This is a genomic window from Blautia sp. ZXY-1-B12 (genome assembly GCF_056339915.1).
The window spans coordinates 1-20,396 of sequence record NZ_JBWJVP010000018.1; the positions used below are offsets into that span (position 1 = coordinate 1).

Annotated in this window: 21 protein-coding genes and 1 pseudogene; 18 read left to right on the forward strand and 4 right to left on the reverse strand. The window is 41.8% G+C overall.

The window, feature by feature from the left end:
* Positions 1-40: 40 nt before the first annotated feature.
* From metA to AC075L_RS01335, 10 genes are all read left to right on the forward strand, one after another.
* Positions 41-973 carry a homoserine O-acetyltransferase MetA gene (gene metA / locus AC075L_RS01290; protein WP_022381035.1) on the forward strand — a complete coding sequence of 311 codons (933 nt, stop codon included), beginning with the start codon at positions 41-43 and terminating at the stop codon, positions 971-973.
* Between the two features lie 219 nt (positions 974-1,192).
* On the forward strand, positions 1,193-1,750 hold the full coding sequence (locus tag AC075L_RS01295; RefSeq protein WP_008703326.1) for a Uma2 family endonuclease: 558 nt from the start codon (positions 1,193-1,195) through the stop codon (positions 1,748-1,750).
* A 139-nt stretch (positions 1,751-1,889) separates the two neighbouring features.
* Positions 1,890-2,129, forward strand: a complete 240-nt coding sequence (locus AC075L_RS01300) for a hypothetical protein (RefSeq protein ID WP_008703324.1) — start codon at positions 1,890-1,892, stop codon at positions 2,127-2,129.
* A gap of 131 nt (positions 2,130-2,260) precedes the next feature.
* Positions 2,261-2,851 carry a zinc dependent phospholipase C family protein gene (locus AC075L_RS01305; protein ID WP_022381034.1) on the forward strand — a complete coding sequence of 197 codons (591 nt, stop codon included), beginning with the start codon at positions 2,261-2,263 and terminating at the stop codon, positions 2,849-2,851.
* Positions 2,852-3,201: 350 nt separating this feature from the next.
* Positions 3,202-4,188, forward strand: a complete 987-nt coding sequence (locus tag AC075L_RS01310; RefSeq protein WP_476387045.1) for a hypothetical protein — start codon at positions 3,202-3,204, stop codon at positions 4,186-4,188.
* A 71-nt stretch (positions 4,189-4,259) separates the two neighbouring features.
* Positions 4,260-5,078 carry a C40 family peptidase gene (locus tag AC075L_RS01315; RefSeq protein ID WP_476387046.1) on the forward strand — a complete coding sequence of 273 codons (819 nt, stop codon included), beginning with the start codon at positions 4,260-4,262 and terminating at the stop codon, positions 5,076-5,078.
* 300 nt (positions 5,079-5,378) lie between these two features.
* Entirely contained in the window at positions 5,379-5,576 is a 198-nt protein-coding gene (locus AC075L_RS01320) for a hypothetical protein (protein WP_022381032.1), read from the forward strand.
* A gap of 941 nt (positions 5,577-6,517) precedes the next feature.
* The gene (locus AC075L_RS01325; protein WP_476387047.1) at positions 6,518-8,500 is read left to right on the forward strand and encodes a diguanylate cyclase; all 1,983 of its coding nucleotides are present in this window, start codon (positions 6,518-6,520) and stop codon (positions 8,498-8,500) included.
* Between the two features lie 475 nt (positions 8,501-8,975).
* Complete coding sequence (locus tag AC075L_RS01330; RefSeq protein WP_022381030.1) at positions 8,976-11,219, forward strand: PTS sugar transporter subunit IIABC; 2,244 nt, start codon at positions 8,976-8,978, stop codon at positions 11,217-11,219.
* A 273-nt stretch (positions 11,220-11,492) separates the two neighbouring features.
* A complete protein-coding gene (locus AC075L_RS01335; RefSeq protein ID WP_055059490.1) occupies positions 11,493-12,326 on the forward strand; it encodes a PRD domain-containing protein in 834 nt (277 codons plus the stop codon).
* A 607-nt stretch (positions 12,327-12,933) separates the two neighbouring features.
* Here the strand turns inward: AC075L_RS01335 and AC075L_RS01340 are convergent.
* Together AC075L_RS01340 and AC075L_RS01345 are read right to left on the reverse strand one after the other, a co-directional pair.
* Complete coding sequence (locus AC075L_RS01340) at positions 12,934-13,497, reverse strand: hypothetical protein (protein WP_055059491.1); 564 nt, start codon at positions 13,495-13,497, stop codon at positions 12,934-12,936.
* Positions 13,487-13,672 (reverse strand): hypothetical protein, encoded by a 186-nt coding sequence (locus AC075L_RS01345; protein ID WP_055059492.1) that lies wholly within the window; start codon positions 13,670-13,672, stop codon positions 13,487-13,489. The genes AC075L_RS01340 and AC075L_RS01345 overlap by 11 nt, the downstream gene beginning before the upstream one ends.
* Positions 13,673-13,905: 233 nt before the next feature.
* Here AC075L_RS01345 and AC075L_RS01350 point away from each other — a divergent pair, with 233 nt between their 5' ends.
* From AC075L_RS01350 to AC075L_RS01365, 4 genes are all read left to right on the forward strand, one after another.
* Entirely contained in the window at positions 13,906-14,841 is a 936-nt protein-coding gene (locus AC075L_RS01350; protein WP_476387048.1) for a PLP-dependent aminotransferase family protein, read from the forward strand.
* 338 nt (positions 14,842-15,179) lie between these two features.
* Positions 15,180-15,365: a hypothetical protein gene (locus AC075L_RS01355; RefSeq protein WP_020993937.1), complete on the forward strand. Its 186-nt coding sequence runs from the start codon at positions 15,180-15,182 to the stop codon at positions 15,363-15,365.
* The gene (locus tag AC075L_RS01360) at positions 15,362-15,763 is read left to right on the forward strand and encodes a hypothetical protein (protein ID WP_055059493.1); all 402 of its coding nucleotides are present in this window, start codon (positions 15,362-15,364) and stop codon (positions 15,761-15,763) included. Before AC075L_RS01355 ends, AC075L_RS01360 begins: the two co-directional genes overlap by 4 nt.
* A 94-nt stretch (positions 15,764-15,857) precedes the next feature.
* Positions 15,858-16,076, forward strand: coding sequence for a hypothetical protein (locus tag AC075L_RS01365; RefSeq protein WP_055059494.1), 219 nt, complete (start codon positions 15,858-15,860; stop codon positions 16,074-16,076).
* 84 nt (positions 16,077-16,160) lie between these two features.
* Here AC075L_RS01365 and pduL read toward each other — a convergent pair.
* Positions 16,161-16,803: pseudogene (pduL, locus tag AC075L_RS01370) on the reverse strand (phosphate propanoyltransferase).
* Positions 16,804-17,236: 433 nt separating this feature from the next.
* Here pduL and AC075L_RS01375 point away from each other — a divergent pair.
* From AC075L_RS01375 to ybaK, 4 genes are all read left to right on the forward strand, one after another.
* A complete protein-coding gene (locus AC075L_RS01375; protein ID WP_476387049.1) occupies positions 17,237-18,043 on the forward strand; it encodes a transglutaminase domain-containing protein in 807 nt (268 codons plus the stop codon).
* Positions 18,040-18,417: a hypothetical protein gene (locus AC075L_RS01380; protein ID WP_476387050.1), complete on the forward strand. Its 378-nt coding sequence runs from the start codon at positions 18,040-18,042 to the stop codon at positions 18,415-18,417. Before AC075L_RS01375 ends, AC075L_RS01380 begins: the two co-directional genes overlap by 4 nt.
* A gap of 75 nt (positions 18,418-18,492) precedes the next feature.
* A complete protein-coding gene (locus AC075L_RS01385; protein WP_476387051.1) occupies positions 18,493-19,269 on the forward strand; it encodes a TM7S3/TM198-like domain-containing protein in 777 nt (258 codons plus the stop codon).
* Entirely contained in the window at positions 19,253-19,738 is a 486-nt protein-coding gene (gene ybaK, locus AC075L_RS01390; protein WP_008703300.1) for a Cys-tRNA(Pro) deacylase, read from the forward strand. Before AC075L_RS01385 ends, ybaK begins: the two co-directional genes overlap by 17 nt.
* A 41-nt stretch (positions 19,739-19,779) precedes the next feature.
* Here the strand turns inward: ybaK and AC075L_RS01395 are convergent.
* A partial coding sequence (locus AC075L_RS01395) for an ATP-binding cassette domain-containing protein (protein WP_476387052.1) occupies positions 19,780-20,396 on the reverse strand: 617 nt, incomplete at its 5' end.

Sequence of the window (20,396 nt, forward strand, 5' to 3'; positions counted from 1 at the left end):
ATGGCACAACAATAAAATAATAAGAACAGGAGATAAGATAATGCCAATTAAAATACAGAGCGATCTGCCAGTAAAAGAGATTCTGGAAAAAGAAAATATTTTCGTGATGGATGAGTCACGTGCATCCCATCAGGATATCCGCCCCATTCAGATCCTCATTCTGAACCTGATGCCTCTGAAAGAGGAGACAGAGCTTCAGCTTCTGCGTTCCCTTTCCAACACACCGCTGCAGGTAGATGTCACCTTTATGGCAGTACAGAGCCATGAAGCGAAGAATACATCTGTGAGTCATCTGAATAAATTTTATCAGACATTTCCGGAACTGAAAAATAACAAATATGATGGAATGATCATCACAGGTGCTCCTGTAGAGCAGATGGAATTCGAAGAGGTAGACTACTGGAAGGAACTGGTAGAAATCATGGACTGGACAAACACCCATGTTACCTCCACCATTTATCTGTGCTGGGCTGCACAGGCAGGACTCTACCACCACTATGGACTGAAAAAGCGCAAACTTGATAAGAAGATGTTCGGTCTTTTCTGGCATAAAGTGATGAACCGTAAGATTCCGCTGGTACGCGGATTCGACGATATGTTCCTTGCACCTCATTCCAGACATACGGAAGTTCCCATCGAGGATATCCATAACTGTAAAGAGCTGACAGTGCTTGCTGAATCCGATGAAGCAGGGCTTTTCCTTGCAATGGCAGACGGCGGCCGCAAGATCTTTGTAATGGGACATCCGGAATATGATCGTGTGACTCTTGATGGTGAGTACAAACGTGATGTCAGCAAAAACCTGCCCATCGAAATCCCGGAGAATTATTACAAAGACAACAACCCGGAAAACAGACCGCTCCTTATGTGGAGAGCACATGCGAACAACCTGTATACAAACTGGCTGAATTACTATGTCTACCAGTCAACTCCGTTCGACCTGTATGGAACACCGGATTTCAGCGAGATTTAAAAGGTTTGCGAGAAGTTCAATTTCACTATCTTACCGTATTTTTACGCATCTTTATGAAAAATGGTGTCAAAATGGTGTCAAAACTGTGAGAAAATGGTGTCAAAACTGAACAGTAACCGGATATCTATATTCGTTTTGTCAGAATCAAAAACAGGTTGCTGAACAGACATAACCTATATTATAATGTACATATAACCAAACTCACTTGGAGGTGATAATATGCCATTACTTGAAGAGGAATATAGAAAAGAAGAGAAGATTAATGGTGTAATCTATGATATGTCACCATCACCAAATTATCAGCATGGGCTTGTAGATGGTAATATTTATCGAATCATATCAACCGGTTTACAGGGAACACTGTGTTTAGCATTCATGGAGAATCTGGATTATAAATATCATGCACAGGAGAATAATGATTATGTGATACCAGATGTGATGATTATATGTGATCGTAAGCATTTGAAAGGTGGTTCCTATACTGGTACACCCAGATTTATTGTGGAAACTCTTAGCCCGGCAACAGCATTAAGAGATATGACTGTGAAGAAAGAAATTTACCAGGCAGCAGGTGTAGAAGAGTATTGGATCATCTCACCGAAAGAAAGAGCAGTACAGATTTATTATCTTGAGGATGGTAAATATGATTTGAAGTATAGCTATATCTTGCAGGATGATCCAGAAGAAGAACATTATAATGCAGATACAGTGGTGACACTGAAAGATTTTCCGAAAATCTCCATGACATTGGCAGAGATGTTTGAGAATGTAGAATAATATGAGCAGCATGAAAGCCCTCGGGAGTTAATCCTGGGGGGCTTTTGGTATAGCCAAATCCGTTGAAGTATGTTATTATATGCATCAGTTCTCAGAATCGGGAATATTCAGTTGAGATAAGAAAGGACACAACAATCATATGAACATAGGAAACAATATAGGAAATATCATGAAGATCACAGGCGCATGGAACACCTTTAAGAGCAATCATCCCAAGTTCCCGGCATTCTGTCAGGCAGTTTCACGCAAAGGGCTTAAAGAAGGAAGCATCATTGAAATTGCGATCACCACTCCTGAGGGAGAGAAGATTGAGACAAACCTGAAAGTAAAGGACAGTGACCTGGAATTACTGAAACAGTTGTCTGACCTGAAAATGTGAAAAAGTTTACAAAAATTTTATTTGAATAACAGGTATAAATCTGCTATAGTATTCTATGTTGGTTAAGTTGATTATTATTCGTTCCCATATATAAGAATGATAGGTTCTCAAAAGAAAGAAGAGGAAGAAAATTGCGTAAAAAATCACATATTTTATTAGCAAGATACCTTGCGGATCAGATGCAGACCACAGCAAGCCTGCAGTCTCACAGAAAGGCTTTCTGTCTGGGCAGCATTCTGCCGGATATCAAACCGTCCTTTATCACCAGAAGGCACGAGTTCTACGGAACATTTGAAGATGTCAAGAACCGGATGAAAGAACTGGCAGATATCAGACCGGATGAGAGTAACCAGAGAGTTTACTGGCGGCGGTTCGGCGAAGTGATCCACTATATGGCGGATTATTTTACCTTTCCTCATAACAAAACATATACAGGAAGCTTCAGCCAGCATAATCATTATGAGAAAGTACTTAAGAACAGACTGAAAGAATGTATACAGCAGGGAGAAGCATATGCATATCTGGAACCGGCCATCCGCTTCGCTGATTTCTCCACCCTGATCGATTATATCGAAGCTACTCATGAGAAATACCTCAACAAGCTCCGCAGCGTGGAAGAGGATATCCGCTTTATCCTGAATATGTGTTTTCAGGTAGTGCAGGGACTGATACAGATCTGTATTGGTAATAAGAACTTTGCAGGAGCCATTCAGGCAGCCTGACAGAGATACGCTAAGAATACAGGAAGGCTGTGTGGAAATCATATCCGCACAGCCTTCCTGCATTCTGAAACATATCTTCCTCACTGCTTGTTGCTTTTCGCAACTTCTGCAGGGGAACTTACTTGATTCGGTTAAAATGTGACAAAAAAATGAATTTTGGTCAAATCTGGAATTTACCTGCCCTGAGCTGTTGATTTCAAAAAATGATTATGCTAGAATAAAACAGGTTAATATTTCGGGATAATTCACTTATGAAATAACATAATAATGTGAAAAGTAATTTAGACAGTATGCCCTTATAAACAGGGGGTAAGGACATGCTCACAGTAAGAAGGGAGCAATTTAGATATATGAAAAACAAGTATCTTACCAGATTCTTATGTCTGACATTGATGTCAGGAATGGTATTATCCGGTCCTGCGTCCGTACTTGCAGCAGAGGATACTGCTGCGTATACAGCAGACGGTTCTGATTTCAGCGATTCCGGTGATTTTGATTCAGGATCAGAGGATCCGGCGCCGGCAGATCCGACTCCTGCAGAGCCAACACCTGCGCCGGTAGATCCGACACCTGCAGACCCGACACCTGCACCGGTAGATCCGACACCAACACCTGCAGAGCCAACACCTGCACCGGCAGATCCGACTCCGACACCAACAGATCCTACTCCGACACCTGCGAATCCTACACCAACACCGTCTTCACAGATTACGAAGGCAGCCCAGGATGTGATCGACAGAATCAAAGAGTTGAACGCACAGACCATCACGCTGGAGAAGAAAGCCACTGTTCAGAGCATCCGCACTGCATATAATGCCCTGTCTGATACAGAGAAGGCACAGGTTTCTAATTATAATCTGCTGGTTCAGGCAGAAGCGACTATTGCTCAGCTGGAAGCGCAGAAGAACAATGCGAATACGAATAATCCATTTACGAGTAATACCAGTGCTGCACAGACCGGAACTCCGGTATATTATGCGTCCAATATCCACGCAGGTAAGGATTTCTATCTGGACAGCCTGAAGAATAACTACAATCTGACCTTCTCAGATGATTTCGCTTCTGTTATGGATGAGATCGAGAAGGAATATAAAGAGAAGAACAAAGTAGCAGATGCCAGCGATGTAAACGGCAGCAAGACCACCACATCTGCAGACAGTCTTCTGGTAAGAAACTGGCAGGATATCCTTGCAGTCTATGTATATCAGCAGAGCCAGGACGGAGAAAACAGAATTTACCCTGGATTCTTCCTGCAAGAAAGACCTTGCGAAAATCTTTGCAGAGATGAACCCGATCGTAAGGGACAAGCAGGATATCACTCACGTTACATACGCTAATCGTAAAATCAACTACTATATTAAGAAAAATAAAATCGCAAAAAAAGGATCGTACGATCCTTAAGAAATATGTGGAGACAGACTGCAAACTCCTCTGCGCGGTAGTAACAGCTGCCAACGGTTTTGTCCGCGAGAGTGTAGGGGATGATGTTTCCGAGGAAAGAGTAAATGTTATTTCCGCAGCCTATTCACTGGTTGGTAAAGTCGGTTACTTCTGGGGCGGCAAATCCACAGTGATCGGTGAAGATCCAGGCTGGGGAACCAGCGAGAAGGTATCAGCCGAGGGAAGCAAGAGCACCGGAACCATCCGCGCATACGGACTGGACTGCAGTGGTTTTGTCACCTGGGCAGTGATCAACGGATATCAGGATAAAGCAATGCAGGAAGCTGTAGGTGACGGAACTTCCGATCAGTGGGAGAAAGCAAACGTGGTAACTGAGGCAGATGCACAGCCCGGAGATCTGGTGTTCCAGAAAGGACCGGAAGCAGGAAGCGATAATCATGTAGGTATTCTCTGCGGTAAAACAGACGCAGGTGACTGGATCGCAGTACACTGCTCCTCCGGCAAGAATGGAGTAACAGTAGGCGAAGCATACAGTGCAAGCTTCCGTTACATCCGCCAGCCATCCTTCTACCCGACACAGGAACAGGTTCAGGAAATGCAGAGCAGCAGTACGGTAAGCACAACAACAGGTGATGCAGCAGCTTCCACAGGAACAGATATCTTTTCTGCAAATGTGACAGTAAGCAATACTCTGCAGGATGCGATGAAGTCAAATACTTCCGACTCAACAGGATTCACAACATTGGAATCCACTGAGAAGACTTCCATCCTTCCGGATAAGATTGATCTGTCAAAAGAGAAAGTCGCTGTATTTAAGGCAAAATAAAATGTATAAAAGAAGAGAAAGTCATACAAAAAAGTCTGGCTTTCCCTTCTTTTTTCGTGTATAAACTTTTTTATCTGTTAACTTAAACGGTTAAGTAAAACTGACGAATTTGCTTATTGGTCTGCGGAATATGCTTCAAAAACGAAAAAAATATTCAAAAATATGGAAACCCCTGGAGAGTACAAAAACCTGTGAGTAGATGGATATTTATATCATCAAAAGCATATTCGTTGAAGTAGGAATGGAACATAAAAGTTTATAATTTTTTATAAGTTTTCAGTAACGGTGTCATTAATCTATATGAAGGGATTTGAGAGAGATACGATCATGTATGAAAAAGGTCAGGAAGCTGAACGCAAAAATACAGAAAGGGAACGTCAGAGAGCGGATTTTGCTGAAAAAGAAAAAATAAAGGCCCCAAAAGAGACAACAGAAGCACTTAAAAGAGTAGCTGAACTGGAGAAGATTTTGCAATGTAAAACTACGGAGGGTAAATAAGATTATCTTAAGATAGCCACAGACTGGCACCCATCCAGCCTGCGGCTTTTTCACCCACTATTTTTGAGTTGACTTTTTGGCACATTGCGCATATACTAACAGTAGCTAAGGAATGTGGTGAGATTCCTTGAAGCAAAACAAAAACCCTCAGAGTGCCAGCTCTGGGGGCTTTCTTGCTCGTTACGGTGAGCTATTCCGTTTAGACTGTTGCTGTCTATCGTCTGCTGTCCAGCCATTTGCATATGTAGTAGCTAACTACGCCTGCTATAACAGAGACAAGAAATGTGGTGAGAATTTCTTCCATGGAGTCCACCTCTTTTCTGCTGGAGGTTCGACAGCTTTTTGAGTATAACATGTTTTAGAACAAATTGGAATAGTAAAACCTGGCATGAGTTAACTGATAGAGGCAGTTAGGGGAGAACCCTCTGCCGGGACTGGTATTAATACTGAACAGGTCTGGCGGGGTCGCACCCCTGTCGGGAAAATAAAGAAACAAAATATGTTTTAAAAGTCCTCTAAAGAAAGTATAAAAATCTAATCAGGTCACAGACTGGAATCCGCTCAGTCTGTGGCTTTTTAGTCATGAATAATTATGATTATAATTGACTTTAATCGCGTTTTTGTTATGTACGGTCAAGTTTAATCCTGTTTATAGATGACTTGCAATTGTATTTCTATTATTTTAAGTCAATCATAATTACAAATATAGTTGACTGCGATTGCACTTTTATTATATAAGGTCAAGCTGAAGCATGTTTATAAGGCAGTTGGAGTCAGAACCGGTTGGGAGCACGCCTCAAGGACTGTTTTTGAGGCGCTCCCTTTATGAAATTAAGAAATTAAGAAAAAATATTATTGTTGTACTGCATGATGAGTAAGTGGTATAATAATACAAGTTTATATTGCAGAAAAAAGCTGTTGTTCGTGAGAGGCTGGGAATAATGATTGAGTGGAAACAAATGACGATGCAGGAAGCAGAGAATAAAATGGAGGTGCTTCGGGAGATTTTTGATGTAGTTCGTCTCCTGAAAGGGAGTGATCTGCAGGCTGCCGGAATGGAACGTAAGCTTGCAGGAAGAGAAAATCTTTGCCAGTGTTATGCTTTCTGGAATAAAGATAAAAGATGTGAGAATTGCATTTCCCTTAAAGCACTGGAGGAGAAGAAACAGACATCCAAAATTGAATTCCTTGATTCTGATATGTATCAGGTATTTGTAAGGTATCTGGAGATTGATGATGAGCCCTATGTAATGGAAATGCTGAAAAAGCTGGACGAGAACACGCTGACAGATGAGGAAGGATATGAAAAACTGACGGAAAAGCTGACAGTATATAGCGAAAAGCTGTATAAGGATGTGCTGACAGGGGCGTATAACCGCAGATATTTTGAGGAAAAAGTCAAAAATATGTCTTTGAATGCCGGAGTTGCAGTTATCGATCTGGATGATTTCAAATTGTTCAATGACACTTATGGTCATGATGGAGGAGACCTGGTACTGACAACCGTAGTGAATGTAATTCGGCATTATATCCGTCGTACGGATATTCTGGTGCGCTATGGAGGAGATGAATTTCTGCTGATCCTGCCCGGAATTGAGAAGGGAGTCTTTTCACAGAAGCTCCGTATGATCCAAGAGAAGATCCATGCGACGCATATTCCGGGTTTTAATCGTCTGAAGCTTTCAGTGAGCATTGGTGGAGCTATGTTTACCCATGGCAGATTGGAGGAAGCACTCACCAAAGACAGAGCCGACTTATGTATATGGCCAAGGGACATAAAAGATATAGTAGTGACCCGGTGGGAGCAGAAGCAAAATACAGACAAGATGGAAAAAAGGAACCTGCCCCAGCTTCTGGTTGTTGATGATTCTGAAATGAACCGAGAGATACTTAAGGAAATTCTGGGAAAAGAATACCGGATACTGGAGGCCTGTGACGGGGAAGAGGCTCTGAAGATGTTAGAGCAGTATGGAACTGAAATCTCATTGGTCCTGTTAGATATTATTATGCCCAAAATGGATGGATTTGAAGTACTCGCCTATATGAACAGAGATAAATGGATCGAGGATATACCGGTGATCATGATTTCCAGTGAAGGATCAGAGAGTTATATCCGCCGTGCCTACGAACTGGGGGCTTCAGATTATATAAGCAGACCATTTGATGCTAAGGTGGTATATCAGCGGGTTATCAATATGATCAAGCTTTATGCCAAGCAAAGGCGTCTGATCCATCTGGTAACAGATCAGATTTATGAGAAAGAGAAAAACAACCGTATGATGACCGGGATTCTCAGTCAGATTGTAGAGTTCCGAAATGGTGAAAGCAGGCTTCATGTGTTGCATATTAATATTCTGACTCAGCTTTTGCTAGAGAAATTGATGCGAAAATCAGAGAATTACGATCTTTCCTGGTCTCAGCAGCATATGATCGCCACAGCTTCCGCACTTCATGATATCGGTAAGATTGGAATTGACGAAAAAATTCTGAATAAACCCGGAAAGCTTACAAAGGAAGAATTTGAAGCCATGAAGCAGCACACGATCATCGGTGCCCGGATGCTTGACAGGCTGGAAATGTATCATGATGAAGAGATGATGAAATATGCCTATGAAATATGCCGCTGGCATCATGAACGTTATGATGGAAAAGGATATCCGGATGGCCTGAAGGGAGAAGAAATCCCTATATCTGCCCAGGTGGTATCACTGGCAGATGTGTATGATGCCCTGGTAAGTGACCGGGTATATAAGAAAGCATATTCTCATGAAAAGGCAATAGAGATGATCCTAAATGGAGAATGCGGAATGTTTAATCCTCTTCTTTTGGAATGTCTGGTGGAAATTCAGGATAAAGTACGCAAGGAACTTGATATTAAAGATGTGAATGAATGTCTGGAATATCTGGAAGAGAGAAACAGATAAAATCCCCCTGAAAAGAGCCTAAACTCAGCGATGAATGGGTGTACATTTCTGTAGATCTGAATGGATTAAAATGAGAAGACAGAGTGATCAAGTTGAACGTGTAGCCTGCGGCAGTGGGAAATCAATAAATTTCTATCAGATCAGAAGGATGCAGAGAATGTTGCGGCTTTGAAAATAATAAATGGTCATTACAGAGATCGATTCATGAAATGCAAAAATATTTTGTAAAAAATTTTCCTGAGTATCTTGACAGGGAATAAATAATCCTTTATAGTATAACACAGATTTGGTGTGTTACTGGACAGGCAGGCATTAACCGGTCATAAATGTTATTTTTTAATGTTTATGGGGGTTAGTGCCTTTTTTTGATGTATTTTATGTGGTAAAACGCGGAATAATCATATGTCAGAAGGTTTTAATCTCCCGGAAACAAGACGGTTTATTCGCACGAATAAGGAAAAGGAGACAAAAGAACATGAAAGACAAGATTTTTGGAGTTTTGCAGCGTGTGGGAAGATCCTTTATGCTTCCGATCGCAATTCTCCCTGTTGCAGGTTTGTTGCTTGGTATCGGCAGTTCCTTCACAAATGAAACAACTATCGCTACCTATGGATTGCAGAAGATCCTGGGAAGTGGAACATTACTTAATTCTCTTCTGATCATTATGAACAAGGTTGGAAGTGCTGTATTTGACAATCTGCCGCTGATCTTTGCGGTTGGTGTTGCCATTGGTATGGCAAAGAAAGAGAAAGAGGTTGCTGCTCTTTCTGCGCTGATTGCATATTTCGTTATGAATGTGGCTGTCAGTGCCATGCTTCTTATTAACAATGAAATCACAGCAGACGGTCAGATAGCAGCAGATGTACTGGAGGGAACCATTACTTCTGTATGCGGGATCCAGTCTCTGCAGATGGGTGTATTCGGCGGTATTATCGTAGGTCTTGGTGTTGCGGCACTTCATAACCGTTTCCACAAAATTGTGCTTCCGAATGCGCTGTCATTCTTTGGCGGCTCAAGATTTATACCGATCATTTCCACAATCGTATATATGTTTGTGGGAATCCTGATGTATTTTGTATGGCCGGTAGTTCAGAACGGTATTTATGCTCTGGGCGGTCTGGTAACAGGCAGTGGATATCTGGGAACTCTGATTTTTGGTATTATTAAACGAGCACTGATTCCCTTTGGGCTGCATCATGTATTTTATATGCCATTCTGGCAGACAGCAGTGGGCGGAACTATGGAAGTTGCAGGACAGGTGGTACAGGGCGGACAGAATATCTTCTTTGCACAGCTTGCTGATTCTGCAAATATAGCACATTTCAGTGCGGATGCAACCAGATATTTCTCTGGTGAGTTTATCTTTATGATTTTTGGTCTTCCGGGAGCAGCGTTGGCTATGTATCGCTGTGCAAAATCTGAGAAGAAAAAAGCAGCAGGCGGACTTCTTCTTTCCGCAGCGCTGGCATGTATGTTTACTGGTATCACTGAACCGCTGGAATTCTCATTCCTGTTTGTAGCTCCGGCATTGTTCGTAGTTCAGGTGATCCTGGCAGGTGCGGCTTATATGATCGCGCATATGCTGAATATTGCAGTAGGACTTACTTTCTCAGGCGGTTTCCTTGACCTGTTCCTCTTTGGTATCCTGCAGGGAAATGCAAAAACAAGCTGGCTGAGGATCATTCCGGTTGGTATTATTTACTTTATCCTGTATTATGTGATCTTTACATTTATGATCAGGAAATTTAATTTCAAGACTCCTGGACGTGAAGATGATGATACAGAGACAAAGCTTTATACAAAAGCTGATGTAAATGCAAGAAAAGAAGCCGGAAAGACAGCCGGTGCAGCTGCAGCGACCTCCGGTGATCCGGTAAGTGAACTGATCACCAGAGGTCTTGGCGGAAAGAAAAATATCGTAGATGTTGACTGTTGTGCGACCAGACTTCGTATCACAGTTGCAAAGCCTGAAAAAGTTCGTGATGAACTTCTGAAACAGACAGATTCCAGAGGAATCGTAAAAAAAGGACAGGGCGTACAGGTTATCTATGGACCTCATGTAACTGTTATCAAGGCGAAGCTGGAAGAATATCTGGAGACTGCTCCAAACGAATTCGCAGATGAGACCCCGGATAATGTACAGGTACAGGAAAATGCTGCAGCAGGAAATGCAGATGGACAGAACAGTGCAGAGGTTGAGGACAAAAATGCAGGTACAGCACAGACCTCAGCACCTGCAAAAGAAGAAAAAATCAGAAAAACAGCAATCATTTACAGTCCTGTAGACGGAATCGCAGCAGATCTTTCTACTGCACCGGATGAGGGATTTGCAGGAAAAATGATGGGTGACGGTGCAGTGGTGACACCAACAGAAGGTACTGTATATGCACCTGCAGACGGTGAAGTTGAGTTTATTTTTGATACAAAACATGCTATAGGTTTCCAGACAGATTCCGGTATCCCTATGCTTCTTCATATGGGAATCGACACTGTAAAACTGGAAGGAAAAGGCTTCGAAATCCTGGTAACAGAGGGTCAGAAAGTGAAAAAAGGTGATCCGATGATGAAACTGGATTTGGAGTTCTTAACTGCTAATGCTCCGTCTATCACTTCCCCTATCCTTGATACTGAACCGGAAGACAACCAGAGAATCAGACTTCTGGCAAACGGTGAGATCAAGGCCGGTGAACCGTTGTTTGCGGTGGAGACACTGGAATAATATTGTTATAATATAGAAATAACGAAGTTAAACATGTCAAAAAACAGTTGGATGATCAAAAGAGATGATATCTTGATTATCTGACTGTTTTTTTACGCACGTGAATTGAAAAGGATGACTTTTTTGCAGGAGGGATCTTGGAATCAAAAATGTAACAAATTTGTGTGACAGATAGGATTCTTATTCAAAATATGGTAAACTATAGCAGTCTTATGACCAAAGGGAAAATTATTATAATGGCAATAAATTTTTATAGAGGGGATTACGACAGAGATGTACAGAGTTAGCAAGGTATTAAATAATAATGGTGTTATAGCCATTGATATGGATGAAAATAAGGAGTATGTGATTCTTGGCAAGGGTGTTGGCTTTGGAAAAAAGGTCAGCCAGCGTTTTGATAAGCCGGAGGGATGCACTACATATCGTCTGGAACAGGAGACAGAGCGTGGATCTGCGAAGGAACTGGTAAAGGGAATAGAGCCGGAGTATCTGGAGATTGCAGATGCAATTCTGACAGAGTCACAGAAAGTGTTTGGAGATTCCATAGACAGAGGGATTCTTTTTCCACTTGCTGACCATATTTCTTTTGCAGTCGCAAGAATCCGCAGAAATGAGCAGATCAGCAATCCGCTGACAGAGGATATCAAGGTTCTTTTCTACAGTGAATTTAAAGTTGCGGAAACACTGAAAACAATTCTGAGAGAAAGACTTCAGATAGAGATTGATGATCATGAGGTTGGATATGTGGCATTGCATATTCATTCTGCAATTGGTGACGAGAAGGTATCTGTTGCCATGCAGACTGCGAGAGCAGTGAGAGAGTGTATAGATATGCTCGAGAAAGCAACAGGTAAGCCAATCGATGTACTGTCACTGTCCTATAATCGCCTGATGAACCATATGAAGTATATGGTAGCGCGTGCATCTACAGGAGAGAAGCTGAATCTGGACATGAATGAATATATGCTGGATCAGTATCCCCAGGCCTATAAGGTTGCCACTGACATCTGTAAAAACCTGGAAGAATGTATTGGACATAAGCTGGATGAAACAGAGACAGGATATCTGGCAATGCATATCCAGAGAGTGTATAAGGATGCGGTATGATCCGACAGTTTCTTTTAGATTATAGTAATTTCCAAGTAAATAGTAATGTATGATTTGACCGCGAGCGCAATTTTATTATTTTCGGTCAAGTTGAAACAGGTTTCAGGTTGACTGGAATTGCGCATATGCAGTATACGGTCAAGTTGAAGCAAGTTTTGGTTGACTGGAATTGCGCATATGCAGTATACGGTCAAGTCGAAACAAGTTTTTGGTTGACTGAGATTGCGCTTGTATTAAATGAAGTCAAGTTGAAACAAGTTTCAGGTTGACCGCAACAGCACTTGTATTAAAGGAAGTCAAGTCGAATCATATTTATAGTTGATCATGGTTATATTATTTACAATTTAAGCCAGGAATAGCCATATTTTTACTTGATCGTAAATGTCTTAATTGCTCGGACGTGAATTGCATCATATAAGGATAGAAACCAAAGAATAGAACGGTTATATTCAGACATTTGAGGTATACGCCTGATATGGATGCGCTGGAGACCTGGACTGCATCGACTTGTTGTTGAGATTGAATAGGATGATTCTATTAAAAGCAAAAATACACCAGTCTACGAGAGATTTTTTTCTCATAAACTGGTGTATTTGTCTTATGGGATTTAATTTTTCGACAATGTATCTTTGAATTGTGAATAATTACTATCTTCTGTAATTTTCTCTACGTATGCATCATAAGCAGCTTGTAAACTATCATATTTCGTACCCTTATCAGCAATTTTTTGATAACTCTCAGCATTATACTGATGATCTGCAATTACCTTGTATAGTGTTGTTATTTTATCTCCGGTTCGCTCGGCAGTTGTTGACTCGGAAACATAGTATTCATTATCTGCTCTGCAGATAATGACAGGAATTTTTGTCCCTGTCGGAAAGTTACTAACGTTTACAGAAGTCCAGAAAAGATAACGTCTATTCTTATTCTTTCCACTGTCCAGATATGCCCAGGTACCGTTTTTTAGCAGACTATCATTTTTTATTAATGTTGAAATCGCAGGAACCATTGTTGAGCTTGTAGCGTTAGAATCAAGTTCAAAATTATTGTTGTTATTCAATGTGCTTTTCAATAATTTTGAATCATTAAGTGGTCCCATCAAATTTTCATTCATATTAAAAGGATGTTTCTTTCCGCCACTTTCTTTTCCACCTGACCATTTAAATTTCACACTGTATCCCCAGTGCTACAGGGCAGGGCGGGCATGGGGAATCAAGTCCCATAAGTGCCTTATAGCATTTCACCTCCGGCTGGAGATTGGGGTACAGCTGTTTAGCAGTGTCGTTATAGCTTAGGATATTATAGTCTTTGTCTATGCTGTAATATCCGGAAGAGTGTGTGTTCATAGTTTTTACTTCTGGTGTTTAATACTTTAAAGTATACTCTTTTTACCCCAAAATAGCAATAAGCAGCCTCTTTTTCGTTCCCTGTAAAATATCTTTAAGTAAAGTATATACTTTACTTTATATTTTATAATATTCATGCTATAATGATTTTGTAAAGTCATTACTTTCATTTTTGTTAAATATTTTGAAATATTAAGTATAATATATAAATTTAATTAAAGGAGGTTTTTACTATGGAAATTGGAGGCTTTTTCCCCTATCAACCTGTTGACTCTGAGCCAAACAACTATGTGGAGCATACCTGCCCTGATCCCGGGGACACCGCTCATCTAATGTCCGGCCGTTGTGCCATTTATTACTGTCTGAGGGATCTGATGTTAACAGATCAAAAGCGTGTGGCATATCTGCCTTCCTATGACTGCGAAACAGTTCTGGGCTGCTTTGTAAAAGCAGGATATGAAATTCATTATTATGATTTTGACAAAAATCTTTCCCCTGTGTTTGAGGAAGAGATGATCCCGCAGATCAGTGTTCTCCTTGTCTGTGGATACTATGGTTATCCTACCTATGATGAGAACTTTGTCAAAAAATGTAAAGCCAGTGGCGTTTCTGTAATAGTGGATACTACCCATACAGCATTTTCTCCATTGCCGGCCTGTCCGGATTCTGACTATATTGCCGTCAGTCTCCGAAAATGGATGGGTGTTGCCTCCGGTGGTCTTGCCATCAAGCGAAAGGGCACCTTTGGCGTAAAACCTATTCCTATCAATAAAGAACAGTTTTCCCTTAGAGATCAGGCTCTTCAATCCCGAGAGACCTACGAGCATACAGGAAATGAGGACTATAATAAAGAAGGCAATGATGTTTTCTGGAAAGCGGAATTTATGCTTCGTGAAATTTTCGATATCCAGGAAGGGGATGAAGCTTCCCTTAAACGATTCTTCATTATCCATTCCGGGATGCGATCCGTAAACGCCAGGAAAATTACCATTACCTTCTGGAACACCTGCCGGAACGCTCCGATATCCGCCCGGTATTTCCTTATCTTTCAGATGATATCTGTCCTATGTTTTTCCCTTTCTTTGTGGAAAACCGGGACGCCCTTATCAAGCATCTGGCAGACAGGCACATTCCGCCTAAAGTATACTGGCCTGTACCACCTTTTGTAAAGGTTGAAGACTATCCAGGAGCTCAATATATTTATTCCCATATCATGTCTGTCAGCTGTGATGAGCGCTTTAACACGGACGATATGCAGAAAATTGTAGAAGCCTTTGAAAACTATTAAAGATCTTAAAGCATTTTGAGAATATCCGTTTGATAAATCTAATCAGGCCACAGACTGGAAATCACCAGTCTATGGCTTCTTCATCTTCTCAGGTTGACATCCCATCTGTCGTTTGCTACACTAAAATCACATATCTGACAAAGGAATGGGAAGTATGAAGAAGAAAAAATTATAATCTATAAACCTGTTACTAATAATGGTAATCTTATGGAGAAAAAGTTGTTTGTCAATACTATCATAGCCGCATATAATGCACAGGCAGTTAATCCGGAATTGATGTTTGTAAAGCAGTCAGACAGAAATGCTGCACAGGAAAAGACTGTTTATTACACTCTTGACAATGTTAACTTCAATGAATCCCAGGAGCTTATTAAAAACAAACCACTTGAGTTCCATTTGAAGTGACAGATTCCAACCTGGTTGGTACTTCCTTTGCCGGAACAAACACAAAAGACCTGAAACTTCAATTGTACATAGAGTCTGATGACGGTACAAAAATTGAAGGAATTGGAGGAGAAAACACAAAGGTAAAAGAAATACATCTTCCGGTATATAAAGCTAGTGAAAAGCAGGCAGAATATGAAGATGGATATGTATATGTTAACAGTGGAAACGTATATGACTTTACCTTGAATGAACTACAAAACTATGAGAGTTATTTAAAAACAAGTGCAGGTTACAAGGGAAAGGTTACCCTGTATGCGAAAATTTCATGCAAGTACATTTACTACTGCACGGAAAAAGAAGCGCAATCCATTGCACAGATAAACATCTGTCAACGACAGCTCTTTGATCTGGATTGAGGTAAAAACTTTATAACCCCAAATTCTGAAAGCCTCAGACTGGTACAGTACAGCTACCCCGGTCCGGGGCTTTTGAAATGCGGAGATTATTGCCATGAGTATATTTGAGTATGACAAAGAGGAAGAAGAACAGAAACTTCAGGCAACTTATGAAAAGATTGGCGAAAAGCGAGGTGAAAAGCAAGGTGAATTAAAAAAGGCAAAAAGCATAGCCATTTCGCTTGCGCAGGAAGGAGAACCTGTAGAAAGAATAGCAAGAACCCTTGGTGAAACGGAAAAAACGATTAAAGAATGGCTGGCTGAAACGCATTAAAATTGGTTCCGCAGTATCATCAACTGAATGTTACTGTGGAACCTTTTTATATCTGTCTGCTATTTTAGCCGGGTAAGTCGGATTTTATCTGCGTATCCCTGACAGTTCGTCTTCTATCCACTTATCTGTGTTGAAGTTACTGTCAAAGAACCTGACAATCACGCCGTAAGGTTCTGTATCGCTGTTGAATGCGTTGGCTTCATCAGTGTCTACGTGCATTGCCAGGTGATAATTTCTGTGGACTCTGACTACTACATCTGCGTAGATAAGTGCGCGTCCGTAGCTTTTGGTCAGGACGAAGACTTCGTCATTGTCTTTGATATGCAGGGCAAGTGCTTCATCCGGAGTCATGTGGATGTGGCGTTTGGCTACGATGACCCCTTTGGGGATTTCGATATCACCGCATGGACCGGATAAATAAAATACAGCCGGGAGTTCCTTCGATATCACCGGACTGGCGTATCACGCTTGGAATCCCCAGTTTTCTGGTGTCTGTAAGAGACATTTCTACCTGCGTGTCGCTGCGGAAAGGACCGAGAAGTGCCATGTTTTCGAAAGTACCTTTCGGTCCTTTGACAGTTACTCGTTCCCGGCACAGATATTGTCCGGGCTGGCTTAATTCTTTGATAAAATGTGGTTTGCTTCCTTCTCCGAATAATTTTTCAAAATCTTCCTGCGAGATATGCAGATGTCTGGCAGAAGTTTCTATAGGTATTTTGATGCTCATTTATTACAATACTCCCTCAATATGTTACTTGTATATGTCTGTCCGACATTCTGTTGTCTGATGGGATACAGAGCAGTTATACTTACTTTTTAGTGTATCTCTTTAATTGGAAATATGCAATGTTTATCTTGTAAGAAGGACAATTTTTATTATAAAATAGTGTTAACTTACTTTTATCGGTTTACAAGGAGAAGTGTTCTGGGCTATAATAAGATACATTAGAATAACAGTTACTGTTCACACACCACTATCCCGAGACATACAAGCCAAAATTCCATTGCCGCAGGCAATTCGGAATGAATTTTCGGCGAGTAAGCCAGACTGTGAAAAACGGAGTGAACAGTAACGAATAACAATTCTGAACGTGACAAAACAGAATGAAATAGTAATGTAATATCAGACTTATAGAATAATAACCAAGAAGGATTATTGAATGAGCAAAAAGAGATTTTCCGGGCTGCGTCTGATTCTTATGGTGCCTGTGGTGGTGCTTTTGGCCGGTGGACTGATCATCGGCGGAAGAGCTTTGCAGGAACCGGGGGAAGTAAGGACTCTTAAGAGACAGGAGGTAGCGCAGACGGATGAAGGACATCAGGAGTATTATTTCGGCCTTCTTAATGAGAATGAACAGAGAGGCTACCGCGAGATCCTGGAGGGGATCAGAAGCTTTGAGGATAAATTTTATCTGTCTCTCTCAGGAGATAATGAGATAGACAGAGTGTATCATGCAGTGCTGAAGGATCATCCGGAGCTGTTCTGGGTACATAACCGGGAGAAAGTTTATAAGACGACTTATTCGGGCAGAGATTACTGTCAGTTTTCTCCGGGATATACTTATACAGAGGAGCAGAGACAGGAGATCACGCAGGCTATGGAGAATGCGTATCAGGAGGTGTTATCGCAGATTCCGGATGGTGCTGATGATTACACGAAGGTAATGACTGTTTATACTTATGTCATAGACAATACAGAATATGTGATCTCTGATGATGACCAGAGTATAGCAGGAGCTTTCTGGAAGAAACAGGCGGTATGTGCGGGCTATGCGGGAGCAGTGCAGTATCTGCTGGAGCGTCTGGATATCCCCTGTATTTATGTGGAGGGTGATGCTGCAAACAGTACCCAGGGACATGCCTGGAATATTGTAGAGCTGAACGGACAGTATTATTATGTGGATGCCACCAATGGGGACCAGCCGGACTTTCTGGAGGGTGATGCCACGCTGCGGCGCAGAGCATGAGAACAACAATCGATGATTATCTGTGTCCGTTCCCACAGGAGTACGAGGAGAATTATACGGCCTCTGATGAGTTTCCTGTTCCTGCGTGTACAGCGACTGACATGAATTTCTATGTGAGAAACGGCGCCTGTTTTGATACCTATGACTGGAGCAGTGTATATGACCTGTGCAGACTGCGCATTGACAGTGATGCTGCGGTGGTACGCTTTAAGTTTGGCAGCCAGGGGGCTTATGATGAGGCATATATGGATCTGATCGACAGTAATCATATCCAGGATATCGCAAAATATTATATGGAAGTCCATGGGCTGTCTCAGATTTCCTATCATTACGGCGTGATCGACAATATGAAGACCTTATACTTCATGTTCTGACGGGTTTAGCTCAGATGTGTCAGTTGATGATAAGGAACGCTATAAATATATAACTAAAAGGAGTGACTGAAAATTATGGTTAATATGACAGATATATTTGGAAATGCGCTGAGTATTGCCGGGAGTTTTATGGATTCAGATCTGGTGAACCGTTTTATGATGGTAATATTTGCAGTGATCCTTGTGTTTGGAGTGCTGAACTGTATTCTGGGATACAGGCTTCTGCGTTTCTGGATGATGCTGGGAGGTTTTCTGGTAGGCGGCGGTCTTGCGCTGGTGGTTGTACATACAATGGGAATACAGGAGAAATCAACAATGCTGATCGCAGCACTGGCGGCAGGAGTTGTGTTCGCAGTGATTGCATTTCTGATTTATAAGGCAGGTGTGTTTATCCTGGCAGCAGGTATCGGCTGGGCGGCCAGTATTTATTTCCTGCATCCTACCAGCTCCGCAGTATTTTTTGCATGTATTCTGATCGGCGTAGCTCTTGGTTCCATGGCGGTGAAAGACTGCAGGGAAGTGCTGATCGTGGCTACAAGTTTGATCGGTGGTATTATGGCAGGGGTTTCCCTTGCACAGCTTGGAAATCTGGCAGATATTCCCGATGGACTGGGAATGAGTGTGGGATTTGCAGTTCTGGGTATGTTGATTCAGTTTGCTATCAACAAACCGGTTTCTGATGAAGAGGATGAAGAAACGGTTGATGAAGAAAGCACTGAGCAGATTTACAGGCGAAATCAGGACCTGAGACAAGACCAGAGTTTTAAGCAGTCTCAGGACAGAGACATGGAGGAATCAATATATGCCAGAGGACAGAAAGGACAGGCGAGAAAAAATGGCAAAAGAAGCTAAGACAAATGCAATGAGAATGCTGGACAGACAGAAAGTTAAATATGAGGCGTTCTCCTATGAATGTGATGAATTTATTGACGGGATCCACAGTGCGGATAAGATCGGTGCTCCCTATGACCAGTCTTTTAAGACTCTGGTAATGGAAGGAAAGAGCGGCGGTTATTTCGTTTTTGTAGTTCCGATTGAAAAGGAAGTTGACCGTAAGGCGGCTGCAAAGGCTGTCGGTGAGAAGACAGTGGACATGATCCATGTGAAGGATATCACAAAGATTACCGGATATGTGAGAGGCGGCTGCAGTCCGCTGGGAATGAAGAAACCTTATCCTGTTGTGTTTGATGCATCTGCAGGAGAATTTGAGGAGATTTATGTGAGTGGCGGTCGTATCGGACTGACACTGAAGGTTCCCCTTGCTGATCTGCTTAAGGTGACAGGCGGAAAGCTGGCGGATATTATCATGAAGACAGAATAAAATAACAGGGTACGGCTAAGCCGTACCCTGTATTTTATTCTTTAGTTATCGGAAGCGTCCTCTTCGTTGATCTCGAATACGTGACGTTTCTTAGCCATCTCATCACTTGCCAGATATTCATCGTAAGTAGTGATCTTGTCGATCATGGTTCCGTTTGGAAGGATTTCCATGATACGGTTGGCTGTTGTCTGTACGAACTGATGGTCATGTGAGGTGAAAAGGATAACACCCGGGAATTTGATCAGACCGTTGTTCAGTGCTGTGATGCTCTCCATATCGAGGTGGTTGGTTGGCTCATCCAGGATCAGGATATTTGCACCGGAGATCATCATCTTGGAAAGAAGACAGCGGACTTTCTCACCACCGGAAAGAACGCGTACACGTTTGATGCCGTCTTCACCGGGGAAGAGCATACGTCCGAGGAATCCACGAACATAAGTAGCATCCTTTATCTCGGAATACTGTGTCAGCCAGTCTGTAATAGTAAGGTCATTATCGAACTCTGCAGTGTTGTCCTTAGGGAAATATGCCTGGGAAGTGGTAACACCCCATTTATAATTTCCTTCATCCGGTTCCATTTCACCAACTAAGATCTTGAACAGAGTAGTGATTGCCTGTTCGTTGGCACCGACGAAAGCTACCTTGTCATCATGTCCGA